The organism is Ramlibacter lithotrophicus, assembly GCF_012184415.1.
In the GTDB taxonomy this organism is placed as follows: domain Bacteria; phylum Pseudomonadota; class Gammaproteobacteria; order Burkholderiales; family Burkholderiaceae_C; genus Ramlibacter; species Ramlibacter lithotrophicus.
Genome location: NZ_VTOX01000011.1, coordinates 1 through 26,725 on the forward strand (window position 1 = coordinate 1; position 26,725 = coordinate 26,725).

General features: G+C 69.0%; 29 protein-coding genes and 1 tRNA gene. 10 read left to right on the top strand and 20 right to left on the bottom strand.

Translation table 11 applies throughout. From position 1 onward, the window contains the following. From RAMLITH_RS22190 to RAMLITH_RS22225, 8 genes are all read right to left on the bottom strand, one after another. A partial coding sequence (locus tag RAMLITH_RS22190) for a GTP-binding protein (protein ID WP_238344209.1) occupies positions 1-125 on the bottom strand: 125 nt, incomplete at its 3' end. Between the two features lie 242 nt (positions 126-367). Then, positions 368-2,470, bottom strand: coding sequence for an elongation factor G (gene fusA / locus RAMLITH_RS22195; RefSeq protein WP_168109645.1), 2,103 nt, complete (start codon positions 2,468-2,470; stop codon positions 368-370). 70 nt (positions 2,471-2,540) lie between these two features. After that, complete coding sequence (gene rpsG, locus RAMLITH_RS22200) at positions 2,541-3,014, bottom strand: 30S ribosomal protein S7 (RefSeq protein WP_168109646.1); 474 nt, start codon at positions 3,012-3,014, stop codon at positions 2,541-2,543. A 164-nt stretch (positions 3,015-3,178) separates the two neighbouring features. Then, positions 3,179-3,556: a 30S ribosomal protein S12 gene (rpsL, locus tag RAMLITH_RS22205; RefSeq protein ID WP_017759704.1), complete on the bottom strand. Its 378-nt coding sequence runs from the start codon at positions 3,554-3,556 to the stop codon at positions 3,179-3,181. A gap of 255 nt (positions 3,557-3,811) precedes the next feature. Beyond that, complete coding sequence (locus RAMLITH_RS22210; RefSeq protein WP_168109647.1) at positions 3,812-4,969, bottom strand: D-alanyl-D-alanine carboxypeptidase family protein; 1,158 nt, start codon at positions 4,967-4,969, stop codon at positions 3,812-3,814. A 14-nt stretch (positions 4,970-4,983) separates the two neighbouring features. Next, on the bottom strand, positions 4,984-5,613 hold the full coding sequence (locus RAMLITH_RS22215) for a thioesterase domain-containing protein (protein WP_168109648.1): 630 nt from the start codon (positions 5,611-5,613) through the stop codon (positions 4,984-4,986). 4 nt (positions 5,614-5,617) lie between these two features. Continuing rightward, positions 5,618-5,959, bottom strand: a complete 342-nt coding sequence (locus RAMLITH_RS22220) for a (2Fe-2S) ferredoxin domain-containing protein (RefSeq protein WP_168109649.1) — start codon at positions 5,957-5,959, stop codon at positions 5,618-5,620. Then, a complete protein-coding gene (locus RAMLITH_RS22225) occupies positions 5,956-7,089 on the bottom strand; it encodes a VanZ family protein (RefSeq protein ID WP_168109650.1) in 1,134 nt (377 codons plus the stop codon). The genes RAMLITH_RS22220 and RAMLITH_RS22225 overlap by 4 nt, the downstream gene beginning before the upstream one ends. A 478-nt stretch (positions 7,090-7,567) precedes the next feature. Here RAMLITH_RS22225 and hemB point away from each other — a divergent pair, with 478 nt between their 5' ends. The 3 genes from hemB to RAMLITH_RS22240 are packed head-to-tail and all read left to right on the top strand — an operon-like array spanning position 7,568 to position 10,418. After that, the gene (gene hemB / locus RAMLITH_RS22230) at positions 7,568-8,569 is read left to right on the top strand and encodes a porphobilinogen synthase (RefSeq protein ID WP_168109651.1); all 1,002 of its coding nucleotides are present in this window, start codon (positions 7,568-7,570) and stop codon (positions 8,567-8,569) included. A gap of 5 nt (positions 8,570-8,574) precedes the next feature. Next, on the top strand, positions 8,575-9,678 hold the full coding sequence (locus tag RAMLITH_RS22235; protein WP_168109652.1) for a magnesium transporter CorA family protein: 1,104 nt from the start codon (positions 8,575-8,577) through the stop codon (positions 9,676-9,678). Between the two features lie 2 nt (positions 9,679-9,680). Next, positions 9,681-10,418 (top strand): DUF72 domain-containing protein, encoded by a 738-nt coding sequence (locus RAMLITH_RS22240; RefSeq protein WP_337786195.1) that lies wholly within the window; start codon positions 9,681-9,683, stop codon positions 10,416-10,418. 11 nt (positions 10,419-10,429) lie between these two features. On the opposite strand, the gene RAMLITH_RS22245 is transcribed toward RAMLITH_RS22240, so the two are convergent. The 4 genes from RAMLITH_RS22245 to RAMLITH_RS22260 are packed head-to-tail and all read right to left on the bottom strand — an operon-like array spanning position 10,430 to position 13,264. Continuing rightward, the gene (locus RAMLITH_RS22245; protein ID WP_168109653.1) at positions 10,430-11,083 is read right to left on the bottom strand and encodes a glutathione S-transferase family protein; all 654 of its coding nucleotides are present in this window, start codon (positions 11,081-11,083) and stop codon (positions 10,430-10,432) included. Continuing rightward, on the bottom strand, positions 11,080-11,964 hold the full coding sequence (locus tag RAMLITH_RS22250) for an amidohydrolase family protein (protein WP_168109654.1): 885 nt from the start codon (positions 11,962-11,964) through the stop codon (positions 11,080-11,082). Before RAMLITH_RS22250 ends, RAMLITH_RS22245 begins: the two co-directional genes overlap by 4 nt. 1 nt (position 11,965) lies before the next feature. Then, a complete protein-coding gene (locus tag RAMLITH_RS22255; protein ID WP_168109655.1) occupies positions 11,966-12,649 on the bottom strand; it encodes a dienelactone hydrolase family protein in 684 nt (227 codons plus the stop codon). Between the two features lie 15 nt (positions 12,650-12,664). Next, the gene (locus RAMLITH_RS22260) at positions 12,665-13,264 is read right to left on the bottom strand and encodes a 2-hydroxychromene-2-carboxylate isomerase (protein WP_238344335.1); all 600 of its coding nucleotides are present in this window, start codon (positions 13,262-13,264) and stop codon (positions 12,665-12,667) included. Positions 13,265-13,354: 90 nt separating this feature from the next. On the opposite strand from RAMLITH_RS22260, the gene RAMLITH_RS22265 reads away from it, so the two are divergent. Genes RAMLITH_RS22265 through RAMLITH_RS22275 form a run of 3 tightly spaced genes read left to right on the top strand, consistent with a single transcriptional unit; the run spans position 13,355 to position 15,238 of the window. Continuing rightward, positions 13,355-14,101, top strand: coding sequence for an SDR family oxidoreductase (locus RAMLITH_RS22265; protein WP_168109657.1), 747 nt, complete (start codon positions 13,355-13,357; stop codon positions 14,099-14,101). Further along, positions 14,101-14,604 (top strand): MaoC family dehydratase, encoded by a 504-nt coding sequence (locus RAMLITH_RS22270; protein WP_168109658.1) that lies wholly within the window; start codon positions 14,101-14,103, stop codon positions 14,602-14,604. The genes RAMLITH_RS22265 and RAMLITH_RS22270 overlap by 1 nt, the downstream gene beginning before the upstream one ends. 1 nt (position 14,605) lies before the next feature. Next, the gene (locus RAMLITH_RS22275; RefSeq protein WP_168109659.1) at positions 14,606-15,238 is read left to right on the top strand and encodes a MarC family protein; all 633 of its coding nucleotides are present in this window, start codon (positions 14,606-14,608) and stop codon (positions 15,236-15,238) included. Between the two features lie 9 nt (positions 15,239-15,247). Here RAMLITH_RS22275 and RAMLITH_RS22280 read toward each other — a convergent pair whose 3' ends face one another. From RAMLITH_RS22280 to RAMLITH_RS22305, 6 genes are all read right to left on the bottom strand, one after another. Beyond that, positions 15,248-15,814, bottom strand: a complete 567-nt coding sequence (locus RAMLITH_RS22280) for a cyclic nucleotide-binding domain-containing protein (protein ID WP_168109660.1) — start codon at positions 15,812-15,814, stop codon at positions 15,248-15,250. Between the two features lie 10 nt (positions 15,815-15,824). After that, positions 15,825-16,466 (bottom strand): ABC-type transport auxiliary lipoprotein family protein, encoded by a 642-nt coding sequence (locus RAMLITH_RS22285; RefSeq protein WP_168109661.1) that lies wholly within the window; start codon positions 16,464-16,466, stop codon positions 15,825-15,827. Then, positions 16,463-17,419 (bottom strand): MlaD family protein, encoded by a 957-nt coding sequence (locus tag RAMLITH_RS22290; protein ID WP_168109662.1) that lies wholly within the window; start codon positions 17,417-17,419, stop codon positions 16,463-16,465. The genes RAMLITH_RS22285 and RAMLITH_RS22290 overlap by 4 nt, the downstream gene beginning before the upstream one ends. 20 nt (positions 17,420-17,439) lie before the next feature. Beyond that, positions 17,440-18,252, bottom strand: a complete 813-nt coding sequence (locus RAMLITH_RS22295) for an ABC transporter ATP-binding protein (protein ID WP_168109663.1) — start codon at positions 18,250-18,252, stop codon at positions 17,440-17,442. Next, on the bottom strand, positions 18,252-19,361 hold the full coding sequence (locus tag RAMLITH_RS22300) for an ABC transporter permease (protein ID WP_168109664.1): 1,110 nt from the start codon (positions 19,359-19,361) through the stop codon (positions 18,252-18,254). Before RAMLITH_RS22300 ends, RAMLITH_RS22295 begins: the two co-directional genes overlap by 1 nt. 69 nt (positions 19,362-19,430) lie before the next feature. Continuing rightward, positions 19,431-20,372: a LysR family transcriptional regulator gene (locus tag RAMLITH_RS22305; RefSeq protein ID WP_168109665.1), complete on the bottom strand. Its 942-nt coding sequence runs from the start codon at positions 20,370-20,372 to the stop codon at positions 19,431-19,433. Between the two features lie 98 nt (positions 20,373-20,470). Between RAMLITH_RS22305 and RAMLITH_RS22310 the strand changes: the two genes are divergently transcribed. From RAMLITH_RS22310 to RAMLITH_RS22320, 3 genes are all read left to right on the top strand, one after another. Then, positions 20,471-22,012 (top strand): CoA-acylating methylmalonate-semialdehyde dehydrogenase, encoded by a 1,542-nt coding sequence (locus RAMLITH_RS22310; RefSeq protein ID WP_168109666.1) that lies wholly within the window; start codon positions 20,471-20,473, stop codon positions 22,010-22,012. A gap of 156 nt (positions 22,013-22,168) precedes the next feature. Next, positions 22,169-23,920 carry a GMC family oxidoreductase gene (locus RAMLITH_RS22315; protein ID WP_168109667.1) on the top strand — a complete coding sequence of 584 codons (1,752 nt, stop codon included), beginning with the start codon at positions 22,169-22,171 and terminating at the stop codon, positions 23,918-23,920. 220 nt (positions 23,921-24,140) lie between these two features. Beyond that, on the top strand, positions 24,141-24,677 hold the full coding sequence (locus tag RAMLITH_RS22320; protein ID WP_168109668.1) for a DUF2946 family protein: 537 nt from the start codon (positions 24,141-24,143) through the stop codon (positions 24,675-24,677). 102 nt (positions 24,678-24,779) lie between these two features. On the opposite strand, the gene RAMLITH_RS22325 is transcribed toward RAMLITH_RS22320, so the two are convergent. Then, positions 24,780-25,700: a c-type cytochrome gene (locus RAMLITH_RS22325; protein ID WP_168109669.1), complete on the bottom strand. Its 921-nt coding sequence runs from the start codon at positions 25,698-25,700 to the stop codon at positions 24,780-24,782. 134 nt (positions 25,701-25,834) lie between these two features. On the opposite strand from RAMLITH_RS22325, the gene RAMLITH_RS22330 reads away from it, so the two are divergent. Beyond that, positions 25,835-25,910: transfer RNA gene (locus tag RAMLITH_RS22330), tRNA-Arg, on the top strand. Between the two features lie 53 nt (positions 25,911-25,963). Here RAMLITH_RS22330 and RAMLITH_RS22335 read toward each other — a convergent pair. Continuing rightward, positions 25,964-26,725, bottom strand: coding sequence for an SDR family NAD(P)-dependent oxidoreductase (locus tag RAMLITH_RS22335; protein WP_168109670.1), 762 nt, complete (start codon positions 26,723-26,725; stop codon positions 25,964-25,966).

The following is a 26,725-nucleotide window of genomic DNA, read 5'->3' on the forward strand; positions in this document are numbered from 1 at the left end:
CCGCCGAACTTGGAAGCCAGCACCGAGGTGATCGCCGCCGTCAGCGTGGTCTTGCCGTGGTCCACGTGGCCGATGGTGCCAACGTTGACGTGCGGCTTGGTGCGCTCGAATTTTCCTTTTGCCATTTCAAATCTCCAAAGAGCATGCCCGTGTCGGGTTTAACGTCTGCATCGCACTGCTGGTTCCTTCGCCACGGGCAGCGAAGGTGGTGCGATCGCAGACAAATTCAATTCGGATGCGGACCTCCGTACGCAGAGGCCGCAGAAGATACGCAGAAGCCGCAGAAGAACAACCAGATGCTGATTGGACTTTTCTGCGGTCTCTGCGGCTCCTTTGCGCCCTCTGCGTACGGGTGTCCGATTTCGCCTTACTTCTGACGGGCAGCGACGATCGCCTCGGCCACGTTGCGCGGGGCCTCGGCGTAGTGCTTGAACTCCATCGTATACGTGGCGCGGCCCTGCGACATCGAACGCAGCGTCGTCGAGTAGCCGAACATCTCCGACAGCGGGACCTCGGCCTTGATGACCTTGCCGCCGCCGGGCATGTCGTCCATGCCCTGCACCATGCCGCGGCGGGACGACAGGTCGCCCATCACGTTGCCGGCGTAGTCCTCGGGCGTTTCCACTTCCACGGCCATCATCGGCTCGAGGATCACGGGGCTCGCCTTGCGCGCGGCCTCCTTGAAGCCGAAGATGGCGGCCATCTTGAACGCCTGCTCGGACGAGTCCACTTCGTGGTACGAACCGAAGGTCAGCGTCACCTTGACGTCCACCACCGGGTAGCCGGCCAGGACGCCCGAAGTGAGCGCTTCTTCCACGCCCTTCTGCACCGCCGGGATGTACTCGCGCGGCACCACGCCGCCCTTGATGGCGTCGACGAACTCGAAGCCCTTGCCGGCCTCCTGCGGCTCCAGCGAGAAGACGACGTGGCCGTACTGGCCCTTGCCGCCCGACTGGCGCACGAACTTGCCTTCGACGTCGGTGACCTGCTTGCGCACCGTCTCGCGGTAGGCCACCTGCGGCTTGCCGACGTTGGCTTCAACGCCGAATTCGCGCTTCATGCGGTCGACGATGATTTCCAGGTGCAGCTCGCCCATGCCGCCGATGATGGTCTGGCCCGACTCCTCGTCGGTGTTGACGCGGAACGACGGGTCCTCGGCGGCCAGGCGACCCAGCGCGATGCCCATCTTTTCCTGGTCGGCCTTGGTCTTCGGCTCCACGGCCTGCCGGATCACCGGCTCCGGGAACACCATGCGCTCCAGCGTCAGGATCGAGTTCGGGTCGCACAGCGTCTCGCCCGTCGTGACGTCCTTCAGGCCCACGCACGCTGCGATGTCGCCGGCGCGGATCTCGTCGACCTCGAGGCGGTTGTTGGCGTGCATCTGCACGATCCGGCCGATGCGCTCCTTCTTGCCGCGCACCGGGTTGTAGACGGTGTCGCCCTTGGAGAGAACGCCGGAATAGACGCGCACGAAGGTCAGCTGCCCGACGAACGGGTCGGTCATCAGCTTGAACGCCAGCGCCGAGAACTTCTCGCCGTCGTCGGCCTTGCGCTGGACCGGCTTCTCGTCCTCGTCCATGCCGCTGACCGGGGGAATGTCCACCGGCGACGGCATCAGTTCGATCACGGCGTCCAGCATCCGCTGCACGCCCTTGTTCTTGAACGCCGTGCCGCACAGCATCGGCTGGATCTCGCCGGCGATGGTGCGGGTGCGCAGGCCGTGCGTGATCTCGGCTTCGGTCAGGTCGCCTTCCTCGAGGTACTTGTTCATCAGGTCCTCGTTGGCTTCGGCGGCCGCCTCGACCATCTTCTCGCGCCATTCCTTGGCCTGCTCCAGCAGGTCGGCCGGAATGTCCTCGAAGGTGAACTTCATCCCCTGGGACGCTTCGTCCCAGATGATGGCCTTCATCTTGCGCAGGTCGACCACGCCCTTGAAGTTCTCCTCGGCGCCGATCGGGATCACGATCGGCACCGGGTTGGCCTTCAGGCGCGCCTTCATCTGGTCGTAGACCTTGAAGAAGTTCGCGCCGGTGCGGTCCATCTTGTTGACGAAGGCCAGCCGCGGCACGCGGTACTTGTTGGCCTGGCGCCAGACGGTCTCCGACTGGGGCTGCACGCCGCCCACGGCGCAGTACACCATGCAGGCGCCGTCCAGCACGCGCATGGAACGCTCCACCTCGATGGTGAAGTCCACGTGGCCGGGGGTGTCGATGATGTTGATCCGGTGCTCGGGGAAGGACAGGTCCATGCCCTTCCAGAAGCAGGTCGTCGCGGCGGACGTGATGGTGATGCCGCGCTCCTGCTCCTGCTCCATCCAGTCCATCGTCGCGGCGCCGTCGTGCACCTCGCCGATCTTGTGGTTCACGCCGGTGTAGAACAGGATGCGCTCGGTCGTCGTCGTCTTGCCGGCGTCGATGTGGGCGGAGATGCCGATGTTGCGGTACCGCTCGATGGGCGTTTTTCGGGCCATGATGCTCTTTCGATCAATGGACGCAGGCCCGCTCGTGACGGGCCCGCGCGCCAGGTGTTTGGGACGGAGGTTAGAAGCGGAAGTGGCTGAACGCCTTGTTCGCTTCCGCCATGCGATGGACTTCGTCGCGCTTCTTCATCGCGCCGCCACGGCCTTCCGTGGCCTCCATCAGCTCGTTGGCCAGGCGCAGGGCCATCGACTTCTCGCCGCGCTTCTTGGCGGCTTCCTTCAGCCAGCGCATGGACAGCGCCAGCCGGCGCACCGGGCGCACTTCCACGGGCACCTGGTAGTTGGCGCCGCCGACGCGGCGGGACTTCACTTCGACCATCGGCTTCACGTTGTTGATGGCGATGGTGAAGGCTTCCACCGGGTCCTTGCCCGGGTTCTTCTTCTCGATCTGCTCGAGCGCGCCGTAGACGATGCGCTCGGCGACCGCCTTCTTGCCGCCTTGCATGATGACGTTCATGAACTTGGCGAGCTCGATGTTGCCGTACTTGGGATCCGGCAGGATTTCACGCTTAGGGACTTCGCGACGACGTGGCATTTCAATACTCCAGTTGCTTCAGTTGGCCGGCCCTTCCGGGTGGCCGCGGGTGCCATCGGGCATCCCACTTACTCGACCCACAGGCACAATTGCCTGCTTCGGGTCACTACGCTCTGCTCAGCCTGCCAGGGCCGAACGAGCACCGACAAACCATGAATGGCCGATCAGGCCTTCTTCGGGCGCTTGGCGCCGTACTTGGAACGCGACTGCTTGCGGTCCTTGACACCCTGCAGGTCCAGGGAGCCGCGAACGATGTGGTAGCGCACGCCCGGCAGGTCCTTGACCCGGCCGCCGCGCACGAGCACCACCGAGTGCTCCTGCAGGTTGTGGCCTTCGCCGCCGATGTACGAGATGACCTCGAAGCCGTTGGTCAGGCGGACCTTGGCGACCTTCCGCAGGGCGGAGTTCGGCTTCTTCGGCGTGGTGGTGTACACACGGGTGCACACGCCGCGCCGCTGGGGGCTGTTCTGCATCGCGGGGCTCTTGGACTTGGTCTTTTCGACCTCCCGCCCCTGACGCACGAGTTGATTGATGGTTGGCATGAAGAAAACGTCCCTAAACGTCTGGTGTCGAAGGCGCCGGACGGCGCCGATCGCCGCGGATGCGGCAATTGCTCTCCCGCCCCAATTGCGGGAAAGCCCTCCAGTATAGCCCGATGGGCGCCCGCCCTCAATAGTCGAGGAGGCTTTTCCGGCCTCCGGGGTGGCAAGAAAGGCGCCGCAGCCGAAAAGAGAGGCCGATAGTTCCAAAAAGTCAGCCTGGCTGCCCCACCCGTCTGCCAGGCAGCACGGGCCCCGTCACTTGATCCACAGGCGCAAGGCGTCCCAGGCGCGGCTCAGTGCGCCGGCCTCCTCCACCGCCTCCAGCGCCACCAGCGGCACCTCCAGGAGCGGCTGCTCGCCCGAGACGACCTTCAGCGTGCCCACCTGCTGGCCCTTGGCCAGGGGGGCGATCAGCGGGTCTGGCCGCGCCACCTGGGTCTTGACCCGGCTGGCGGTGCCCGCCGGGACCGCCACCACGATCGGCTGGGCGCGGCCCAGCTTGGCCGTCTTTTCCCGGCCCTTCCAGACCGTCGGCGTCACCACGGCCTGGTTCGCATCGAACAGCTTGATGCCCTCGTAGGCCGTGTAACCCCAGTTGAGCAGCTTCTGCGCTTCATTGGCGCGCGCGGTCTCGCTGGACGCGCCCAGCACCACGGCCAGCACCCGGCGCGCGCCGAGGTTCGGAAAGTCCCGCTTGGCCGTCGCGATGAGGCAGAAGCCGGCCGCCTGGGTGTGGCCGGTCTTGAGGCCATCCACCGTGGGATCGCGGAACAGCAGCATGTTCCGGTTGGTGTCGTTGGCCGTCGGCGTGCCGGCGTAGCGGTACTTCTTGATCGCGTAGTAGTGCGTGTACTCGGGGAAGTCTCGCAGCAGGCGCGTTGACAGGATGCTCAGGTCGCGGGCCGTCGTCGTATGGCCAGGCTCGGTCAGGCCTTCCGGATTCTTGTACGACGTATTCTTCATGCCGAGCGCCTTCGCCTGCTCGTTCATGAGCTGGACGAAGCGCTCGACGGTGCCGCCGACGCCTTCGGCGAGCGCCACGGTCGCGTCGTTGCCCGACTGGACGACCATCCCCTTGATCAGGTCGTCCACCGGCACCTGCATGCTCGGGTCGATGAACATCCGCGAGCCGGGCATCTTCCAGGCCCGCGTGCTCACCGGCAGGGTCTGCTTGAGGTCGATCTTCTTGCTGCGCAGCGCGTCGAAGACCAGGTACTGGGTCATCAGCTTGGTCAGGGAGGCCGGCTCGACCGGCGTGTCGACGTCGCGTCCAGCCAGCACCTGGTCCGCCGTGACGTCCATCACCAGGAAGGACCGCGCCGCGATTTCCGGCGGTTGCGGCGCCTGCGCCAGGACGGTGAGGCTGAACAAGGCAAAGAATGCGGCGGCGATGGCCTGCTTGGCAGTTTTCATTGGGGCGTGGGGGATCAGGAACGGAGGTGGCGCGCCACCAGGCTTTTGAGCAGCGGCAATTGTCCGTGAAAGAAATGACCGCCCCCGGGAACCACCGTAACCGGGAGTGTCTGCGGCCGCGCCCAGTCGAGCACGGCGGCCAGCGGCACGGTGTCGTCGTGTTCGCCGTGGATGACCAGGGTGGCGTCGTGCGCCTCGGCCGGCAGCTGCGCCACATCGAAGCGCGAGGCCGCCGCGCCCACCAGCACGATCTTTTCGGCGCGGCGACCCGCCCACAAGGCGGCCGCCGCGCGGCTGGCGACGAATGCGCCGAAGGAGAAGCCGGCCAGCGCCAACGGTCCGTCGGGCGCCTCGCTCGCCACCAGCGCCAGCATGTCGTCGAGTTCGCCGCGCCCCTCGTCGTGCACCCCTTCGGTCGCGCCGACCCCGCGGAAGTTGAAGCGGACGGCGACCCAGCCGGACTGCACGAAGGCGCGGGCCAGCGTCTGCACCACCTTGTTCTCCATGGTCCCGCCGAACAGCGGATGCGGATGCGCGATCACGGCGGTGCCGCGCCGTGCCAGCCCCGCTCCCGGCTCGTCCCGCAGCGCCTCGATCGCGCCGGCCGGACCGGCCGCGCGGAAGCGCCGGGTGTGCACGTTCACGGTCTCAGCGGCCCAGGTGCGGCGGCGTCAGCAACCGCTCGACCACCCGGCCGTTCTTCAGGTGCGACTCGACGATCTCGTCGATGTCGTTCAGGTCCACGTAGGTGTACCAGACGGCCTCCGGATAAACCACCGCCACGGGCCCGGCGGCGCAGCGGTCGAGGCAGCCGGCCTTGTTGACCCGCACCTGCCCCGGTCCCGCCAGTCCCGCGGCCTTCACCTGCGCCTTGCAGCGGTCGAACGCCTCCTGGGCGTGATGGTCGGCGCAGCAGGGCTCGCCGTTGGTCCGCTGGTTCAGGCAGAAGAAGATGTGGCGCTGGTAGTAGGACGAAGCGGGTTGCGTCATGCCGTGATTTTATTTTGGCGGTCCGGTGCCGAGAGCCGCAGCACCACATACAGCAGCACCGCGTAAGGCCAGAGCCACCCGAGCCACTGCGCCAGCCCGTGGAAACGGATGAACCGGCCCTGCTCCCACGCCTGCAGGGTATCGGCGAAGTAGGCGCTCGCCGGCGCCTGGTTCAGCAGGCTCAGGTGCAGCATCAACGCGAGCAGGACCAGGGCGGCGCAGCCGCGCCGGGGCATCGCGAGCAGCACCACGGCGAACCCCAGCCCGACGGCCAGCCCCAGCCGCACCGGCAGGCTGAGCCAGGCCCAGGCGTGGGAAGGCCCCCAGCTCAACGCCGCGGACAACGCGGTGGCGGCGACGCCCACCGCCACCGTCGCGACCGCGAACACCGCGCGGCGGCCGGGCGACCGGATCACCGAATACGCCAACAGGCAGGGCGCCAGCGCGCCCAGTGCCACGCACACCAGTTCGACCCCCGGAACCAGCGGCTGGAGTTCGACGTCGCGCACCGGCAGCCACTCGAGGAAAGGGGTGTCCATCAGCCACTCGGCGAGCGCCAGCTCGAGCCGCTCGAACACCTGCCCGAGCCCCAGCGGCACGGCTGCCGGGAACAGCAGCGCGAACGGCCACAGCGCCAGCAGGACCAGGGCGCCACGCGCATCCTCCACGAACCAGCGCACCCGAAAGCGGCTCCACCGGTCGATGGCGCCGAAACGCTCCAGGCCCGCGGCCGCCAAGGCCCCGGCCAGCGCCCCGGCGGCATTGAGTCCGAAGTCGAGGTTGGACGCCACGCGCGAAGGCAGGTACGTCTGCAGCGCCTCCATCGCAAGCGACAGCGCCGCGGCGGCCGCGCCGGCCACGGCGATGGCCGCCGTACGGCTGGACGGCGCAAACCGGGGACTGCCGCGCCGCAGAAAGCTGAGCGCGAGCAGGAAACCAAGCGGCGCATAGCCCGCCGCGTTCGCGGCAACGTCGAAGCCGGTCCAGTACCTGGGCCAGGGGCTCCAGAGGAACTCCCAGGGCGCGATGCCCTGGTCGCGCCACCCGGCGAACGGGTAGAGGCTCGCGTAGAAGATCAGCGCCGCATACGCTTGCGCAAGCGGCCAGGCGGAGGTCTTGTGCTTGGGCACCGGTCAGCAGCGAAAGCGCATCTGTTTGCGCAAGATCAAAAGCGCACGTTGCACCTCGGCCACGAAGAGCCGCGAGCCGGCCCGAAAACCGGTTGCGGCAAGCCGTCGCGCAGGCATTCGGTCGCACCGGCGCATGGTCGTGGCGGGTCTGGGAACCGGGGGCAAAAGCATGCCGCGAGTGTATGGACAAACGGGTAGCCGCGGCTGGCCGCCTGGCAGCTGCAGGAAGCGGTTTTCCCTCTGGGAGCACAAAAAAAACCCCGGCCTGAAAGCCGGGGTGGGAAGCCTTTTTGCTGTCACACATCAAGGCGCCCGCTCAGGGAGGAAAAGCGGGGGACGGCAAGCCGCCCGGAATGAATTTAGCAAAGCACCCCGCGCCTATCAATACGGCCCGGATGAACCTTTACCCCGGGACCGGGGCGCCGCACCGTGCGCGAGCCGGCGCGCCGCATGTGCGGATGGTGGACAATTTCCGGCCATGAGCCTCCATGCCCCTTATCCCCAAGGCCGGCCGCGCCGGCTGCGCCGCGACGAATTCACGCGCAACCTGGTCCGCGAACACAGCGTGACGGCGCACGACCTGATCTATCCGGTGTTCGTGCTCGACGGCCAGCGGCGCCGCGAAGCGGTCGCGTCCATGCCGGGGGTGGAGCGCCTGAGCCTGGATCTGCTGCTGCCGGTCGCCGAGCAGTGCGTCGCGCTCGGCATTCCGGTCATGGCGCTGTTCCCCGTCATCGATGCGTCGCTGAAGACGCCCGACGGCCGGGAAGCCTTCAATCCGGAAGGCCTGGTGCCGCGCGTGGTGCGCGAACTCAAGCGGAAGTTCCCGCAGCTGGGCGTGATGACCGACGTGGCACTGGACCCGTTCACGAGCCACGGCCAGGACGGACTGCTCGACGAGACCGGCTACATCCTGAACGACGAGACCGTGGAAGTGCTGGTGCGCCAGGCCCTGACCCAGGCGGAAGCCGGCGTCGACATCGTGGCGCCGAGCGACATGATGGACGGGCGGATCGGCGCCATCCGCAGCGCGCTGGAAGGCAGGCGCCTGATCCACACCCGCATCATGGCGTACAGCGCCAAGTACGCCAGCGCCTTCTACGGCCCGTTCCGCGACGCGGTGGGTTCCGCCTCCAACCTCGGCAAGAGCAACAAGAAGGTCTACCAGATGGACCCCGGCAACACCGACGAGGCGCTGCGCGAGGTCGCGATGGACATCGCCGAGGGCGCCGACATGGTGATGGTCAAGCCCGGCATGCCGTACCTGGACGTCGTGCGGCGCGTGAAGGACGAGTTCCGCGTCCCCACCTTCGCCTACCAGGTGAGCGGCGAATACGCGATGCTCAAGGCCGCGGCCGGCAACGGCTGGCTTGACCACGATGCCGTCATGCTGGAGAGCCTGCTCGCGTTCAAGCGCGCGGGGGCGGACGGCGTGCTCACGTACTTCGCGATCGACGCGGCCAGGCTGTTGCGCGCCTGAAACGCATGCAGGTCGTCGAGTTCGCCGGCGGCAACCTCCGGTTCCTGGACCGCCCCCCGCCGCGCGCTCCCGACGCCGGCTTCGTCTGGATCGCCGTCGAGCGCCCGGCCCTCGAGCGCGAACTCCCGCTGCTGCAGCAGGCAGCCCAGGACCTGGGTGGCTCGACGCTGCTGGACCTGCACCTGAAGGACCTGGGGAACGCGGCGCACCCGTCGCACTACGACTACACGTCGGTGTACGACCTGGTGATCTTCCGCCGGCTCTCCACGCCCTCGGAACTGCCGTCCGAAGCCGATGACGGCGGCGAACCACCAGTCCACGCGGGGTCCCTGCCGGCCTTCGGGCGCATTCGCACGCAGCCGGTCGGCTTCGCCGCGTTCGACCGGCTGCTGATCACCGTGCACACGTCGGGCTGCGTCATCGCCAGAACGTTCACCGAGCGCTATGCCGCCGAAGCCAGGCAACCGAACGGAGGCGGCGTCGCCGCGCGCAGCCGCCAGCCGTCGAATCCCGACGACCTGATGCTGCGCATGCTCAACGTCATGGTCGACAGCTACCTCGAGCTGCGCAAGCACCTGGCGCGCGAACTCGAGCACTGGCAGCGCCAGTTGCTCATGCCGCGCTCGCGCGGCGCGGACTGGGGCGCGCTCATGGCGGCACGGCAGGCCCTGCACACCCTGGAGGACCTGTGCGAGGAGCAGAACGACGCGGTTCAGGAATGGCTCGACACGCACCAGGAGGAGCCGCCGGCCGGCATGCGCCAGGCCGAGCACGACAACCTCGTGGCGCGGGCGCGCGACGTCATCGAACACATCGCCCGCGTCGTGCACCACGTGCGGCGCATGGAACATGGCGCCGAAACGGCGGTGCAGATCCACTTCTCGGCCCAGGGCCAGCGCACCAACGAGACCATGCGGGTGCTGACGGCGCTGACGGCCGTGTTCCTGCCGCTGAACCTCATCACCGGTTTCTTCGGGATGAATTTCGAGTTCCTGCCGCTGATCCACTCGGTGGACGCGATGTGGGTCGTGCTGGCGATGATGGCGCTGGTCGCGGCGGTGCTGCTGATCCTGTTCTGGCGCAAACGCTATCTGGCGCGCAGCGGCTAGCCGTGGCGCAGGCGTTCATCGGCTGCGCCGGCTGGGCCCTGCCGCGCGACGTGCAGGACCGCTTTCCGGGCGAGGGCAGCCACCTGCAGCGCTACGCCGGGCAGTTGCCGGTCGTCGAGATCAATTCCTCCTTCCACCGCCCGCACCGGCACGCCGTCTACGCGCGCTGGGCGGCCAGCGTGCCGCCTCACTTCCGCTTCGCGGTCAAGCTGCCGAAGACGATCACGCACGTCGCCAAGCTGCGTGGTGGCGCGGTGGAACTCGACGAGTTCCTGGGCCAGGCGACCGGCCTGGGTGAGCACCTGGGCTGCCTGCTCGTGCAGCTGCCGCCCAGCCTGGCGTTCGAGGCCGAAGTCGCGGGGACGTTCCTCGACCTGCTGCGCACGCGCTGGGCCGGACCCGTCAGCCTCGAGCCGCGCCATGCGTCATGGTTCACGGGCGAGGTCGACCTGTGCCTGGCTGCGCGGCACATCGCGCGCGTCTTGGCCGATCCCGTGCTGCATCCAGGCGGCGAGCGCCCCGGCGGCTGGGACGGCTTCGCCTATCTGCGGCTGCATGGCAGTCCGCGCACCTACTACTCCAGTTATCCGCTGAAGTTGCTGCGGGCGCTTGCCCGGCGGCTGGCGCGGGCGGCGCGGGAAGGGCAGCCTGTATGGTGCATCTTCGACAACACGGCCGCCGGGGCCGCCGCAGGCAACGCGCTGGTCCTTCAGGAGTGCCTGCGCGCCGAACCAGCGTGACCGCCGGCCGCTCACACGAACGGCGCGGCGAGTTGCTCGTTGGCGAACACGCGCTGGACGGCCGGGCGCGCCAGCATCCGCTGCAGGTAAGGCCCCAGGTGCGGCCGGTCGCGGGCCGGCGCCTCGTTGCGGAAATTGCGCGTCCAGCGGCACATCGTGAAGACGTAAGGGTCAAGCGCGCTGTACGTCGCGCCGCCGAACCACGGCTGCCCGTGCCGCGCCAGTTCGGCATCGAGCTGGTCCAGCAGCCCGGCGACCTTGCGCTCGGCGTGGCGCTTCACCTGGGCCGCGCCCTCGGCATTGCCTTCGTCCACCCAGCGCTCGGGATAGAAGTACAGGATCAGGCTGGCCTGCAACGTGTTGGTGAGCCACACGAGCCACTTGTAGAAGTGCGCGCGTTCCGGCGTCCCCGGCGGCGGCGCGAGCTTCGCCTGCGGCTGCGTGTCGGCCAGGTGCAGCGCGATCGCCGCGGTCTCGTACAGCACCAGGTCGCCGTCGACCAGCACGGGGATCAGCCCGTTCGGGTTCAGGCGCAGGTACTCCGGCTGCCTGTGCGCGTTCGCCGCGCGCGACACCGGCACCCGCTCGTACGGCGCGCCGATCTCCTCCAGCAGGATGTGGGGCACCATCGCGGCGGTGCCAGGGTCGTGGTGAAGTTGCATCATTGGCCGACTCCAAACAGGTTCGCGCCATTCTCCCACCCGATGCGCGCGGCGACGTCGGTGGGCAGGTCGCCGAGCCAGGTGCGGTAGCCCTGCATCAACTGGTCGTAGTACTGCCAGCGCTGGTTCACCCAGGTGTCCGAGCCGATCATGAAGCGGCCCGGATATTTGAGCAGCAGCTGCCGCCACTCGGGACAGAGCCTGCCGCCCTCGCACGTGAGTCCCGGACGATAGGACAGCTCGCCCATCAGCAGCGGATAGCGTGCGAACAACTGGTCCACGCGAGCGGCCGGCGCGCCGCCGATGCCGGTGTGCGCCCAGATCAGCCGCACCTTCGCGCCCTTGGAGGGGGTGTTGGCCATCAGGAGCTCGATCGCCGTGTCGTCCACGTGCGCCAGCACCGCCAGCCGCCTTTCCTCCGCCAGCGCCATCAGCTTCTTCGCCACTGGGCCGTTGGCATTGGCGCTGTCGTACAGGTGGAACTCGCCGATGCCGCGGAACGGCCCGGAGGCCGTGCCACGCGCCAGCTCCGCCAGCACCATCTCGTGGATGGACTCGTCGCGGTACCAGTTGTCGTAGTCGGCACGGTTCCGGTACAGCCGCACGAACGGCACGACGCGCACGCCGGCCTGCGCCGTCTTCGGTGAAGCGGCCAGCGCCGTCGTGCCGTCGTTCGGCCGCGAATTGGCCAGGACGGCACGCACGCCGTTGCGCTGCATGCGTGCCAGCACGTCGTCGAGCGGATGCGGCGACCGTGCCTCGTCGTTGTAATGCAGGTGCGCGTCGAACAGCGGCCCCGCGTAGTCCGCGGCCCGCGCGGCGAGCGCCAGCGGCAGCGCCGCCAGCAGCGCGAGTGCCCGCCGCGCGAAACGCCGTGCGTCCATGTCAGCGCAGGTGTTCGGCGAAAAACGCCAGCGTGCGCTCGCGCGCCAGTTTCGCCGCGGCGGCGTCCCACGAACCGCGCTGGTCGCAGTTGAAGCCGTGATTGGCGTGGTACACCTGCACCTGCACCTCGGGATGGGCCTTGGCGAAAGCTTCCACGCTGTTCATGGGAATCCAGTGATCCTGGTCCCCGAAGTGCGCGAGCACTGGCACCTTCGGCCGCCGCGCGACCTCGTCCGGGGTCGTCATGCCCCCGCCGTAATAAGGCGAGGCGGCCGCGAGGCCGTCGAGCGTGCACGCCGCGCGCCAGGTGAGCAGCCCGCCCCAGCAATAGCCGACGATGCCCACCTTGCCGGCCCGGGACGCGTGGTCGATCGCCGCCTGGATGTCCGGCATCACGCCAGGCGCTGGCAGTGCCTCGACCGCCGTCTTGAGCGCCATTCCGGCGGCCATGTCGTCCTGCCCGTAGCCCAGTTCGACGCCGGTCTTGACGCGGTGGAAGGTAGACGGCGCGACGGCCAGCCAGCCCTCCTGCGCGTAGCCGTCGGCCACGGCGCGGATGTGCGAATTCACGCCGAAGATCTCCTGCAGCACGACGACGCCGCCCTTGGGCTGGCCCGCAGGCTGCGCGACGTAGGCGGGAAACACGAAGCCGTCAGCGGCCTTGAGGTCGATGAAAGAACCCATGAACTCTCCTTGTGGTCAAGATTGCAGCCGTCGCTGCACGAATTCGAGCCTGTCCTGTCCCCAGAACAGTTCGCCGTCGACCGCGTAGGTGGGAGCGCCGAACACGCCGAGATCGGCCGCCTCCTGGGTGTTGGCGTCATAGCGCTGCTGCACCGGCGCGCTGCGCGACTCCTCCAGGCGTTGCGGCTGCAGCCCGTTTTCGGCCAGCAACTGCCCCAGCACCTGTGCGTCGGCGATGTTGCGCTCCTGCGCCCAGACGGCCCGCAGGATCGCCCCCGCGATGGTCAGCGCCGCCTGGGTGCCGTCGTGCAGGTCGACGGCGATGATCAGGCGCGCCGCGTCGTCGCCTGCGACCGGAAAGTACTTCGGCTGCACGTTCAGCGGAATGCCCAGGTGCTCGGAGAACCGCCGCAGTTCCACCAGCCGGTAGGCCTGGCGCTGCGGTGCGCGCTTTTGCAGCGGCAGGCCGCCGGAAACCGGAAAGATCCGGCCCAGGTCCACCGGCAGCACGCGCACCACGGCGCCGGCCTGGGCCGCCATGGCGGCGAAGCGTTCGTGGCCGAGGTAGGTCCAGGGACTCTGGGGTGCGAGGTAGTAGTCCGCGCGGTGGCTCAAGGGATCTCCTTTCGATGCGCTCGCGCATCTTTGCTGTAATGGCGAACCACGGGTTGTAGCGTACCCACGGCTTTTTTGCAGGAGATGGTCTTGGAGCAGGTTCTGTTGGTCACGGGTGGCAGCCGCGGCATCGGCGCGGCCACCGCCCTTCTCGCGGCGGCCCAGGGCCATGCCGTGGCGGTCAATTTCGTCGGGCGAGCGGACGCGGCCGCTCAGGTGGTGCGGCGCATCGAGGCGGCGGGCGGGCGCGCCATCGCCGTGCAGGGCGACGTCGCCAGCGAGGCCGACGTCCTGCGGATGTTCGCCGAAGTGGACGCGCGCCTCGGCCGCCTCACGGCCCTCGTCAACAACGCCGGCGTCGTCGATGTGAGCGCCCGCGTCGAGGACATGAGCGCCGCCCGGCTCAAGCGCATGTTCGACATCAACGTGATCGGCACCATGCTCTGCGCCCGCGAGGCGGTCAAGCGCATGAGCAAACGCCACGGCGGCAGCGGCGGCGCGATCGTGAATGTCTCCAGCGCCGCGTCGCGGCTGGGGTCGCCGGGCCAGTACGTCGACTACGCCGCCGCCAAAGGCGCGGTGGATGCCTTCACCGTCGGCCTCGCCAAGGAAGTCGCTGCCGACGGCATCCGCGTCAACGCGGTGCGACCGGGACTGATAGACACCGAGATCCATGCGTCCGGCGGGCTGCCCGATCGCGTGCGCGACCTGGCGCACCAGGTGCCGATGGGGCGCGGCGGGACGGCCGAGGAAGTGGCCCAGGCGATCGTCTGGCTGCTGTCGCCGCAGGCGAGCTACACCACCATGTCGATGCTCGAAGTATCGGGAGGCCGTTGATGGCGGACATCAGGCACTACTGGGAAGACCTCGCCGCCGGTTCCACTCGCGACCTCGGCACCGTGACGCTCACGGCGCAGGAGATCAAGGACTTCGCGCGCCAGTTCGATCCGCAGCCGTTCCACCTCGACGAAGAGGCGGGCCGGCGTTCGATCTTCGGCGGCCTGTGCGCCAGCGGCTGGCACACCTGCTCGCTTGCGATGCGGCTGACGGTGGAGAACTTCCTGCGCGAGTCCTCCAGCATGGGCTCGCCGGGACTGGAGAACCTGAAGTGGCTCAAGCCCGTCTATCCGGGCGACACGCTGCGCCTGCAGCACGTGATCCTGGAGTCGCGGCCGCTGCGCACCCGGCCGGACGTCGGCCTGGTGCGTTCGCGGTGGGAGATGTCCAACCAGCGCGGCGAACCGGTGATGCAGATGGAAGGCTACGGCATGTTCCGCCGGCGGCATCCCGCCGCGGCGGACGAGATGGACCGCTCCGAAACGAACGGGGACAAGGACTGACGTGGACTTCAAGCCGCTGGTGACCCTGCTCGCGATCGTCAATCCGCTGGCGATCGTTCCCTTCTTCATCCACTACACGCAGGGCTTCACGCTGGAGCAGCGGCGCCGCACGGTGACAACCGCGGCGATCACGGCCTTTCTCGTCATCGCCGCCAGCGCGCTGCTGGGGCTGCGAATCCTCGAGTTCTTCGGCATCTCGCTCGCGAGCTTCCAGGTCGGCGGCGGCATGCTGCTGCTGATCAGCTCGCTGAACATGCTCAACGCGCAGCCGGCCGAGGCCAAGCCGAACAGCCATGAACTCGAGGACGGCGCGCAGAAGGCAGCGATGGGCGCGAGCATCGCCGTGGTGCCGCTGACGATTCCGCTGCTGACGGGCCCCGCGACGATCTCCACCGTGGTGATCTATGCCGACCAGGCGCGGACCTGGCTGCAGCTCGTGGCGCTGGTGGGGTATGGCGTGGTGATCGGCGTCGCGACCTGGCTGGCGCTGGCCCTGGCGTACCCGATCTCCCGCGTGCTTGGACGCACCGGCATCAACGTCATGACCCGCCTGATGGGACTGATCCTGGCGGCGCTGGCCGTGGAAGTGATGGCGCTGGGGCTGCTGAAGCTGTTTCCGTCGCTGGGCAGGTGAGGCGAGGGCTTACGCCGGCCCCGTCTTGCGCAGGATCTTCACCAGCTGGTTGCTGGTGTTGCGCAGGCGCTGCGCCAGCTGCTGCGTGAGCTTGACCAGCAGCTTGGCGCCCAGCGCCGGATGCGAGTTGATCAGGCGGGTGACGGAGGGCCGAGTGAGTACCGCGGCCTCCACCTCGCTCAGCGCCCAGACGCTCGCGTAGCGCGGCTCGCCGTCGAGCATCGACATCTCGCCGATCACGGCGCCTTGGCGCAAGACCGCGAGGCGCGTGGTGTCGCCCGGCTCCTGGCTGTCCATTTCCGCGCCCACCTTGCGCTTGCCGATGTCGACGGTGCCGTGCAGCAGGATCATCATCCAGTCGCTCGCCTCGCCTTCCGCGATCAGGATCTGGCCGGGCTGCGCGCCGATCCGCAACATGTGCGCGCCCAGCAGTTCCGCTTCCGCCGGAGTGAAGTCGCGCAACAGCGCCGATTCGGCGAGCAGCTCGGTACGGTGCGACAGGTGATCGCACGGCCCGAGCAGTTGCAGCCCGCGCTCGCGCAGTTGCTGCTCGATCACCTGGTTCGCGGTGGGCACGGCCGGTGCCTCAAGGCTGCTGGTGCAGCCACTGCGCGATCTCCTGCGCCGCGGCGTCGGTCGCGGCCGCGAGTGCGCGCACCCCGCCCGCCGCGTCGGGACTCGGCGCGGGCCGGCGCAACGACACGCTGCGCTGCCCCAGCAGGCGTTCGCCGGCCGGCGTGTTCTCGGTCAGGGTGGCGCGCACCCGGATGAGTCCCCAGCTTTCGCGCGGCGTCTCGAACCAGTGCGAGAACTCCTCCAGCTGCAGCCGCAGCACGCGCGGCATTCTGCCGTCGGTGCGGGCAAGGGCCGAACTCTCGCCGGCGTCGAGCACCGGCCGCTCGCGCGAGAGCAGTTCGCGCAGCCGCTGCCGGATCAGTTGCGGCGGCGGCGCCGACCAGCGCGCCTGGGCGTAAGGAAGCAGCTGGTTTCCGTCGGCATATCCCAGGCGGTACAGCAGCGCCGAACCGTCCCACGCGCTCGACGTCTCGATCTCGGCCAGGATCAGGGGCGCGAGCGGCGGCAGCGCCGCGGCCGGCGCCGGCGCGACCGGACCCGGACCGAAGTCGTACCGGGTCGCCCGCCCGGGCTTGTCGGGGATGACCGAGCAGCCCGCCAGCGCGAGCACGGCGCAGGCGGACACGAGGAGCGAGCGCAACGTCGATTTCATCGGGCGGCCCCCGGCGTGGTGAAGCCCGGCTCGCCCGGACCCGGCGGCACCGGCCCGGTGCCGTACAGCAGCGACTGCGGGTTGTCGCCGATCTGGTTGGCCGTGCGTCCGAGCTGGCGCACGGCGCGCGAGGTTTCCTCGGTGACGCGGTTGATGCGCGGCAGCGTCGACGCGTTGAACGCGTCGGCCGCGTGCGACAGCGCCGCGGTGCCTTCGGCCAGCCGGTCGATCGGGCCGTCCTGCGCGTTGAGGCGGCTGGCCGTCTGGCGGAACTCCGCCGCCGTGCGGCCGATCTCGTCGGCGCTCCGCTCGAACGACTTCATGGTCCTGGCCGCCTCGGTCAGCACCGGATCGACCCGCTGCGCCACGGTCTGGTCGAGCCGCTTGACGAGCTGGTTCGCGCTCACGGCGGCCGAGTCCAGGTTCTCCAGCGTAGAGGCGAACCGCTTCTGGTTCGGCTCGCCCAGCAGCTGGTTCATGCGCTTCGTCGTCTCCTCCACCTGCTCCAGGATCACCTCGCCGCGTTTTTCGAGCTTGGCCAGGAACCCGGGCTGCAGCGGAATGCGCGGCGGATTCTCGTCGTCGGGCGGCAGCCGCGGCGCCGGCTTGCCGCTGTCGTCGAGTTGCACGAAGGCCAGTCCGGTGACGCCCTGGAAGCTCAGGGCGGCGAAGGTTTCGCGGGTGACGGGCGCTTCCTCGTCGATCTCGAGCTGCACCAGCACGTTCCCCTGGACCTTCGGGTCGAAGGCGATCGACGACACCTTGCCGACGTCGACGCCGCGGTAGCGCACCGGCGCCTGTTCCTGCAGGCCGGTGATGGACTCGCGCGTCGAGATCTCGTAGACATGGCGCACGCCGGTCTCGCGCGTCAACCAGGCGGCCAGCGCGATCAGCAGCACGGTGACCGCCACCACGAAGATGCCGGCGGCGAGGGCATGGGCTTTGTTTTCCATGAATGGCCCTTTCTTGAAATCTAGACGGCAAACGGGTATTCGCGCAGCAGCTCCATCGCGCGCTGCCCGCGCTCGCCCAGAAAGAAGTCGTGGATGAATGGATGCTGGAAGGCGATCACTTCCTTGGGCGGGCCGGTCACGATGACGCGGCGGTCCGCCAGCACGGCGATCCGCGTCGACAGTTCGAACAGCGTGTCGAGGTCGTGCGTGACCATCACCACCGTGAGCGCCAGGTCGCGATGCAGCGAACGCAGCAGCGTGACGAAGCCGTCGGAGCTTTCCGGGTCGAGCCCGGCGGTGGGTTCGTCCAGCAGCAGCAGCGGCGGGTCCATCACGAGCGCGCGCGCCAGGGCCGCGCGCTTGATCATGCCCCCCGACAGGTCGGAAGGCATCTTGTCGGCGTCCTCGGGCTTGAGGCCCACCATCTGCAGTTTCACCATGGCCGCCTCGCGCACGAGCGCCGCCGGCAGCGTCTTGAGTTCGCGCAGCGGGAACGCGATGTTCTCCAGGACGCTGAAGGCCGAGAACAGCGCGCCGTGCTGGAACAGCATGCCGATGCGGCTGGCGGCGCCGGCCTTGCCGATCTCAGACACCGGCTGCCCGAGCACGCTGATCTTGCCCCTGGCGGGCTGCTCCAGTCCGAGCATCTGGCGCAGCAGCACTGTCTTGCCGGTGCCCGAGCCGCCGACGATCGACAGCACCTCCCCCGGCCAGACGGCAAGGTCCAGGTTCTCGTGCACGACGAAGCGCTTCTCGGGCGTGGTGAAAACGCTGGAGAGCCCGCGGATGTCGACCACGGGTTCCGGCGCGGACGGCGGGACGCTGGCGTCCATCAGATCCCCACGTCCTTGAACAGCACCGCAAAGAGCGCGTCCACCAGGATCACCACCGTGATCGACGCGACCACCGACGCCGTCGTGCCTTCGCCGAGACTTTGCGTGTTGGGCTTCACGCGCAGGCCGAAGTGGCATCCGACGAGGGCGATCAGCAGCCCGAAGACCACCGACTTGGCACTGGCCAGGGTGAGGTTGTCGACGTGCACCGCCTCGGGCAGCGCGCTCATGAAGAACGCCGGTGTGATGCCGAGCGACACGTCGGCGGCGATCATCCCGCCGCCCAGCGCCCAGGTCGTCGTCCAGACGCTGATCAGCGGCATCGCCACGGCCAGCGCCAGGGCACGGGGCAGCACCAGCCGGAAACCGTGCGAGATGCCCATCACGCTCATGGCGTCCAGTTCGTCGGTCACCCGCATCACGCCGATCTGCGCGGTGATGGCGGAGCCGGAGCGGCCGGCGATGAGGATGGCGGCCAGCATCGGCCCGAGTTCGCGGATGACGGCGATGCCCAGGATGTTGACGATGTAGGCGTCGGCGCCGAACTGCCGCAGTTGCTGCGACGTGAGATAGGCCAGCACAACGCCGATCAGGAACCCGACCAGGGCCGTGATCGGCAGGGCCGTCCCGCCGATGCGGTAGAGGTGCCCCGAGAAATCGCGCCACGGACCGGTGTGCGGCAGGCCGGCCAGCCGCAGCAGGTTGAGCGCGAGTTCGCCGATCAGCTGGACGAACCCGCGCACGTGGTTCACCACCCGCAGCACCGCTTCGCCCAGGCCGAGCCAGGCACGGCGCCAGCTGCGGCGCGGCCGGGGGGGCCGCGCCCCGGTGAACCGAGCCACCCGCTCGAGCACCGCACGCTGGGTAGGGAGCGCCTCCAGGTCGTCCGGCCAGCGCCGCCCCCACCGGTCCCACAACCACTGGGCGCCGACATGGTCCAGGCGCTCGGCTCGGCTCAGGTCCCAACCGCCGGCCGGCCCGAGGCTGCGCTCGAGCGACCGCAGCAACCGGGGCCGGGCGAACTGCGCCGCCGTCCATTGGCCGAGAACCAGCAACCGGCCCCCTTCGCTCGCGGGTTGTCGTTCGATGCGGGGGGTGGGGTCCGGCACGACTGCATCCTAACGGCAGAGCCACGCCCCGCCTTGTAGGACTCGGCTGTCGGTTTGCCGGCCAGGCGATCAACGGCCGGAAATCGGGAAGCCCTTGGCAAACACCGTCCGCAGATGGTCCACCAGGCATTGCGCCGCGCGCGGGACCTGCGGCGACCAGGGCCGGATCGCGTAGATGCCGTCGCCGAAGAATCCGAGCGGCCGCCAGCCCGGCAGCACCGGCACCAGCTCCCGCGGTCCCAGGTGTCCCGCCGCGCTGAAGTCGGGCAGCAGGCCGATGCCCAGGCCGCCCAGCACGGCCTCGCGCAGCACCTCGCTGTTGTTGGCGCGCAGGGGCCCGTCGACGGCGACCACCACCCGCTCGGCCTTGCGGCTGCTGCCGCGCTCGAACGACCAGCTCTGGCGGCCGCCTTCGCGCAGGTAGGGCAGGCAGGCGTGCGCCGCCAGCTCCGACGGATGGGCCGGCTGGCCGCGCCGGCGCAGGTAGGCAGCACTGGCCACGAGCAGCGAGCGGGTCGGACACAGCAGCCAGGCCACGTGCGTTTCCGGCGGCGACTGGGTGTGCCGGATCGCCATGTCGAAGCCTTCCTGCGCCAGGTTCACGAAGCGGTCGGAGAGGTCCAGTTCCAGCCGGATCTCCGGGTATTGCAGCAGGAACGCGGGGAGCGTCGGCGCGATATGCTGGCGGCCCAGGGCCACCGGCGCCGTGAGCCTCAGCAATCCGCGCGGGCTGCCGGCCAGGTCGCGGATGCCGGCAAAGCTCTGCTCGATCCGCTCGAACGCGCCGCGCGTCTCGTCGGCCAGTTGCTGTCCCGCCTCGGTCAGCCCGACCGAGCGCGTCGTGCGCCGCACCAGCGGCACGCCGGCGGCGCGCTCCAGGTCCGCGATGCGGGTGCTCACAGACGCCTTGGAGATCCCCAGGCGCCGGGCGGCCTGGGTGTAGCTGCGCGTCTGCGCCAGCACGGTGAGCAGGTGCAGGTCGGCGAAGGCGGGCGACGGATCGGTTTTCATCTGGATTGTTCATTTTGCCGAACAATCTGATCGGCAGGCGCGTATTTCCAAACCGCGCGCCGAGCCCTAGACTGGCCGGCATTGCCAAGGAACCCGCCATGAACGCACCCGACAAGTCCCGTCCCGCCGCCGCGCTGTCTTCCATCGAGCACTGGATCGGCGGCCGCGTCGTCCCCGGCCAGAGCGGCCGCCGCGCCGACGTCTTCAATCCCGCGACCGGCCAGGTGAGCGGCCAGGTCGCCATGGCGAACGCCGGCGAAGTGGCTCAGGCCGTGGCCGCCGCGCAGGCCGCCTTCCCGGCCTGGGCCGACACGCCGCCGATCAGGCGCGCCCGCGTGATGTTCAAGTTCCTCGAACTGCTGAACAAGTACCGCGACGACCTGGCGCGCACCATCACCGCCGAACACGGCAAGGTCTTCACCGACGCCCAGGGCGAGGTGAGCCGCGGCATCGACATCGTCGAATTCGCCTGCGGCATTCCGCAACTGCTCAAGGGCGACTACACCGACCAGGTCTCCACCGGCATGGACAACTGGACGATGCGCCAGCCGCTGGGCGTCGTCGCCGGCATCACGCCTTTCAACTTCCCGGTGATGGTGCCGATGTGGATGTTCCCGGTCGCGATCGCGGCCGGCAACGCCTTCGTGCTCAAGCCGAGCCCGCTCGACCCGAGCGCGTCGATCCGCATGGCCGAACTGCTGAAGGAGGCGGGCCTGCCCGACGGCGTGTTCAACGTGGTGCAGGGCGACAAGGAGTCGGTCGACGCGCTGCTGGAGCATCCCGACGTCAAGGCGGTTTCGTTCGTGGGCTCGACGCCGATCGCCCAGAAGATCTACGAGACCGGTGCCCGCCACGGCAAGCGCGTGCAGGCCCTGGGCGGGGCAAAGAACCACATGGTGGTGATGCCCGACGCCGACATGGACCAGGCCGTCGACGCCCTGATCGGCTCGGCCTTCGGCTCCGCCGGCGAGCGCTGCATGGCGATCTCGGTCGGCATCCTGGTCGGCGAGGCCGCCGACCGGATCATGGACAAGCTGGCCGAGCGCACCCGGTCGCTGAAGGTGAAGAACGGCACCGAACTCGACGCGGAGATGGGCCCCATCGTCAGCAGCGTCGCCCACCAGCGCATCACCGGCTACATCGGCCAGGGCGAAACCGAAGGCGCGAAGCTGGTGGTGGACGGCCGCAAGTTCCAGGGTGCGGCGGCCGGCGCCGGCTGCGACAACGGCTTCTGGATCGGCGGCACGCTGTTCGACGATGTCAAGCCCGGCATGAAGATCTACCAGGAGGAGATCTTCGGCCCGGTGCTCGGCTGTGTCCGCGTGAAGGACCTGAAGGAAGCGGTGGACCTGATCAACGCGCACGAGTACGGCAACGGCGTGTCGTGCTTCACGCGCGACGGCAACGTGGCGCGCGAGTTCTCGCGCCGGGTGCAGGTGGGCATGGTCGGCATCAACGTGCCGATCCCGGTGCCCATGGCCTGGCACGGCTTCGGCGGCTGGAAGAAGAGCCTGTTCGGCGACATGCATGCCTACGGCGAGGAAGGCGTTCGCTTCTACACGAAGCAGAAGTCGATCATGCAGCGCTGGCCGGAGAGCATCGGCAAGGGCGCCGAGTTCGTGATGCCTACGGCGAAATAAGCAGCGGCAGGACAGCCGGACGCAGAAGCCGCGAAAGTGACGCAGAAGCCGCAAAGAAAACCATGATGTGTTTTCCGCGGCTTCTGCGCAACTTCTGCGGCTTCTGCATTCTGGATGTTGAAACCGGACGCAATGTGAATGGCGCGAGGAGCCGACATGAGTGACACCACGTTCGACTACATCATCATCGGCGCCGGCACCGCCGGCTGCCTGCTGGCCAACCGCCTGTCCGCGGACCCGTCCAGGCGCGTGCTGCTGATCGAGGCCGGTGGCAAGGACGACTACCACTGGATCCACATTCCCGTCGGCTACCTGTACTGCATCGGCAATCCGCGCACCGACTGGATGTACTACACCGAAGCCGACGCGGGCCTGAACGGCCGCAAGCTGCGCTATCCGCGCGGCAAGACGCTGGGCGGCTGCTCCAGCATCAACGGCATGATCTACATGCGCGGCCAGGCGCGCGACTACGACGGCTGGGCGCAGGCCACCGGCGACGCCGACTGGACCTGGGACCGCTGCCTGCCGTACTTCAGGCAGCACGAGGACCACTTCCGCGGCGCCGACGAAGTGCACGGCGCCGGCGGCGAATGGCGGGTCGAGAAGCAGCGGCTGCGCTGGGACATCCTCGACGCGTTCTCGCAGGCCGCGCAGCAGACCGGCATCCCGGCCACCGACGACTTCAACCGCGGCAGCAACGAGGGCGTGGGCTACTTCCTGGTCAACCAGAAGAACGGCTGGCGCTGGAGCGCGGCGCGCGCGTTCCTGCGGCCCACCTGCGCCGCCCGGCCGAACTTCGAGCTGTGGACCTCTTCGCAGGTGGCGCAATTGCTGGTCGAGCAGCAGCCCGACGGCAGCAAGCGCTGCACCGGGGCGAAGGTGTGGAACGGCAGCGAACTCGTCACGGTGCGCGCCGCCGGCGAGGTGATCCTCAGCGCCGGCAGCATCGGCTCGCCGCAGATCCTGCAGCTGTCCGGCATCGGCCCCGCCCCGCTGCTGCAGCGCAGCGGCATCCCGGTCGTGCACGAACTGCCGGGCGTGGGTGGCAACCTGCAGGACCACCTGCAGATTCGCGCCGTGTTCCAGGTCGATGGCGTCAAGACGCTCAACACCATGGCCAACAGCCTGTTCGGCAAGGCGCAGATCGCGCTGCAGTACGCGCTGATGCGCAGCGGCCCCATGAGCATGGCGCCGTCGCAGCTGGGCGCCTTCACGCGCAGCTCGCCCGACATGCCGCATCCGAACATCGAATACCACGTGCAGCCGTTGAGCCTCGACGCCTTCGGCGAGCCGCTGCACGACTTCGACGCCTTCACCGCCAGCGTGTGCAACCTCAATCCGACCAGCCGCGGCACCGTGCGCATCCGCAGCAACCGCTTCGAGGACGCGCCGCTGATCGCGCCGAACTACCTCAGCACGCCGGAAGACCGGCAGGTGGCCGCCGATTCGCTGCGTCTGACGCGCAAGATCGTGAGCCAGCCGGCCCTCGCGCACTACCGGCCGCGCGAGTTCCGGCCCGGCACGCAGTACCAGAGCGACGATGAACTGGCGCGGCTCGCCGGCGACATCGCCACCACCATCTTCCATCCGGTCGGCACGACGAAGATGGGGCGCGACGATGATCCGCAGGCCGTGCTCGATTCGCGACTGCGCGTGCGGGGCATCGCGGGCTTGCGCGTCGTGGACGCCGGCGCGATGCCCACCATCACGAGCGGCAACACCAATTCACCGGTGTTGATGATGGCCGAGAAATCGGCCGGGTGGATCGTCGAGGCCGCCGCGGCGCGCCGTGGCGGCGCGGTCGCGGCGACGCCGGCTGCGGCGCCCGAGAAGAGCACGGTCGTACTTTTTTCATCCCGAATCCCCGGCCGGGAAAGTCCCGATGCCACGGCTGGGTCCGGGGGTTAGAGTCAGTTCACTCGCAGCGGGCAGTCAGGGGCCCGCGAGGGCGAGGGACCGAGGAGACAAGCCCTAGAACAGCACAAGATCTGTCGCTGGCACACAGAGACAATGCCCGCTTCACATCACGCCGCCTTCGGGCGGCGTTTTTTTTGCCCACTCTCCGGGCGGGGTCTCTGCCGGTGCGGGCATGGCTCCAGGGCGAAGCATGCCGTCCCATAATGTTCCGATGGATGACATCGTTCGCCAGGCGCTTGCGAAATGGCCCAACGTTCCTCATTGCTACGGCTGGCTGGGCCTCGACCGGCGCGGCCAGTGGTACATGCGCGACGACCGCGTGCAGGCCGCCGGTCCGTTCGCGGTGAGCAAGGGCGCGCTGCTGCGCCACGACAAGCTGATCGAGTTCATCGGCCGCAACTACGACCATGACGAACGCGGGCAGTGGTTCTTCCAGAACGGCCCCCAGCGCGTGTACGTCGAGCTCGAGGTCGCGCCGTACATCTGGCGCGTGGCCGCCGACTTCGCCGTGACGGCGCATACCGGCCGGGCCGCGCAGCCGCGCCGCACGGTGGTCGACGAAGGCGGTCGCCTCTACCTGGACACGGACATCGGCTTCGGCCTGGTGCACTCGCTCGACGTGCAGATCGCGGCCGACGCCATCGAGCAGGGCTTGTGGACGCCCGAGACCATGCGCGCGGGCGAGTTGCCCCAGCGCTTCGGCTACGCGTGCAGCCCCGCGACGCTGCGGCAGGAGGCCGCGGCCTGAGCCACGGGGCCCCCGACGAGCAGCCAGGATCAGGCAGAGCGGCACCCTCTGCTCGTGAAAAAGCCGGTCGGTGACCGGCTTTCTCGTTGTGGACGGCGCGAGTTACTTCGACGCGTTCACCATGTAGTTGACGGCTGCCGCGATCTGCGCGTCGGGGGCGGTCGACCCGCCCTTGGGCGGCATCGCGCCCTTGCCCTTGATCGCGCTCTGCACCAGGGCCGGCACGCCTTGCTGGAGGCGCGGGGCCCAGGCGGCCTTGTCGCCGACCTTCGGCGCGCCGGCGACGCCCGCGGCATGGCAGGCCAGGCAGGCCTGCTTGTACAGGGCCTCGCCGGCCGCTGCGTCGGCCGTCGCGGCCGGGGCCGCTGCCGCAGCCGGCGCGGGAGCCGCAACCGGTGCGGGGGCCGCCGCAGCGGCGGGAGCGGCGGCAGCCACGGTGGCGGGGGCAGCGGCGGCAGCCGGCGCCGCTGCGGCGGCCTGGCCGTTGGCGGCGGGGCGCTGCGGTTCGGCGAACTTGGCGCCGGCGGCGTTGGCCATGTGGACGACACCGCGCGCGATCTCCACGTCGTCGAAGTCACCGCCAGCCTGCGGCGGCATCGCGCCCTTGCCCTTCAGGGCGGACTGGACCAGCGCATCGAGCCCGGTGGCGATCCGGCCGGCCCAGACGCCCGCGTCGCCGAACTTGGGCGCCCCGGCCACGCCGGCGCCATGGCAGGCGGCACACTGCACGTTGTAGACCTCCTGGCCTGCGCGCAGCGGTCGGTTGGCGTCGCGGATCTCGACGGTGCCGACCTTGCGGATGCGCTCGGCCACGCCGCGTTCCAGGTCCTGCGGCGTCACGCCGCCCAGCGCCTGCTTTTCCGCCTGGAGGCTGCCGGCCGGCTTGTTGTCGGACACCACGTACGTCACGAGCCCGATGATCACGAACACCGGCACCACGAAGGAGAAGATCACCGTCAGCAGCAGCTGCTTGGGGGTCCTGATCGGGCCGCTGTGGGCGTCGTCGTGCATGGGATCGCTCATGTTGTCTCTATGAATCTGGCCGAGGGAGGGAGCCGGCGATTATAGCCAGCGCCCCCCGCGCGGCCGGGCCATCGGCGACCTGCCGCGGGACCGCCGCGCGTTTCGAGGATAATGCGCACTCGCCTCTTCATGATGCGGCTGTAGCTCAGTGGATAGAGTATTGGCCTCCGAAGCCAAGGGTCGTGGGTTCGATCCCCGCCAGCCGCGCCAGATCCCGGTTCCTGAACGGGGCACTCCGTCACCTGTTGCCCGCCGCGCGACGTTCAAGCGGCCGTCCAGCCGCCATCGAGCATGAGCGCGCTGCCGGTCATCAGGCTCGAGGCGTCGCTGGCCAGGAAGACGACAGCACCCATCACCTCCTCCGGGCGGCCGATCCGGCCCAGCGCGATGTTTCCGGTCGCCCACTCGCGAAAGCGCCGGTCCTCGAACATCGGCGCCGTCATGTCGGTCTCGATGAACGTCGGACAGAGCGAATTCACGCGGATGCCGGCGCTTCCGAGCTCCCAGGCCAGCGCCTTGGTCAAGCCCTCGATGGCGTGCTTGCTCGCGCAGTAGAGGGTACGCCGGGGACTGCCTACATGCCCCATCTGCGACGAGACGTTGATCACGGATCCCGGCAAGCCCGCGGCCAGCAGCCCGCGCGCGACCGTGCGGGTGACGTAGAAGGCCGCCTTGACGTTCAGGTCCAGAACGGCGTCGATGTCCTGGTCCTCCACCTCGACCAGCGGCTTCGGCCGGTTCATGCCGGCGTTGTTCACCAGGATCTGGAACGGACCGCGCTGCGCCAGCTCGCGCGTGACAGCCGCGGATTCGGTGACGTCAAGCACGAGGGTCTCGCACGCCAGTCCCGTGCCCCGCATCCGGTCCGATGCGGCCTGCAGGTCGGCGGCCGACCGGGCTGCCAGCGTGACCGACGCGCCTGCCTGTGCCAGTGCCACCGCCGCGGCAAGTCCAAGCCCGCGGCTGCCGCCGGTGACCAGCGCCCGCCGCCCGTCCAGCCGGAAGTCCGGGGGGCGCGGCAGCAT

Coding starts and splice junctions, on each gene's coding strand:
- fusA (WP_168109645.1), bottom strand. CDS start 2,470: ATGGCCCGAAAAACGCCCATCGAGCGGTACCGCAACATCGGCATCTCC.
- rpsG (WP_168109646.1), bottom strand. CDS start 3,014: ATGCCACGTCGTCGCGAAGTCCCTAAGCGTGAAATCCTGCCGGATCCC.
- rpsL (WP_017759704.1), bottom strand. CDS start 3,556: ATGCCAACCATCAATCAACTCGTGCGTCAGGGGCGGGAGGTCGAAAAG.
- RAMLITH_RS22210 (WP_168109647.1), bottom strand. CDS start 4,969: ATGAAAACTGCCAAGCAGGCCATCGCCGCCGCATTCTTTGCCTTGTTC.
- RAMLITH_RS22220 (WP_168109649.1), bottom strand. CDS start 5,959: ATGACGCAACCCGCTTCGTCCTACTACCAGCGCCACATCTTCTTCTGC.
- hemB (WP_168109651.1), top strand. CDS start 7,568: ATGAGCCTCCATGCCCCTTATCCCCAAGGCCGGCCGCGCCGGCTGCGC.
- RAMLITH_RS22235 (WP_168109652.1), top strand. CDS start 8,575: ATGCAGGTCGTCGAGTTCGCCGGCGGCAACCTCCGGTTCCTGGACCGC.
- RAMLITH_RS22245 (WP_168109653.1), bottom strand. CDS start 11,083: ATGATGCAACTTCACCACGACCCTGGCACCGCCGCGATGGTGCCCCAC.
- RAMLITH_RS22250 (WP_168109654.1), bottom strand. CDS start 11,964: ATGGACGCACGGCGTTTCGCGCGGCGGGCACTCGCGCTGCTGGCGGCG.
- RAMLITH_RS22255 (WP_168109655.1), bottom strand. CDS start 12,649: ATGGGTTCTTTCATCGACCTCAAGGCCGCTGACGGCTTCGTGTTTCCC.
- RAMLITH_RS22270 (WP_168109658.1), top strand. CDS start 14,101: ATGGCGGACATCAGGCACTACTGGGAAGACCTCGCCGCCGGTTCCACT.
- RAMLITH_RS22285 (WP_168109661.1), bottom strand. CDS start 16,466: ATGAAATCGACGTTGCGCTCGCTCCTCGTGTCCGCCTGCGCCGTGCTC.
- RAMLITH_RS22290 (WP_168109662.1), bottom strand. CDS start 17,419: ATGGAAAACAAAGCCCATGCCCTCGCCGCCGGCATCTTCGTGGTGGCG.
- RAMLITH_RS22295 (WP_168109663.1), bottom strand. CDS start 18,252: ATGGACGCCAGCGTCCCGCCGTCCGCGCCGGAACCCGTGGTCGACATC.
- RAMLITH_RS22305 (WP_168109665.1), bottom strand. CDS start 20,372: ATGAAAACCGATCCGTCGCCCGCCTTCGCCGACCTGCACCTGCTCACC.
- RAMLITH_RS22310 (WP_168109666.1), top strand. CDS start 20,471: ATGAACGCACCCGACAAGTCCCGTCCCGCCGCCGCGCTGTCTTCCATC.
- RAMLITH_RS22315 (WP_168109667.1), top strand. CDS start 22,169: ATGAGTGACACCACGTTCGACTACATCATCATCGGCGCCGGCACCGCC.
- RAMLITH_RS22320 (WP_168109668.1), top strand. CDS start 24,141: ATGGATGACATCGTTCGCCAGGCGCTTGCGAAATGGCCCAACGTTCCT.
- RAMLITH_RS22325 (WP_168109669.1), bottom strand. CDS start 25,700: ATGAGCGATCCCATGCACGACGACGCCCACAGCGGCCCGATCAGGACC.
- RAMLITH_RS22335 (WP_168109670.1), bottom strand. CDS start 26,725: ATGCTGCCGCGCCCCCCGGACTTCCGGCTGGACGGGCGGCGGGCGCTG.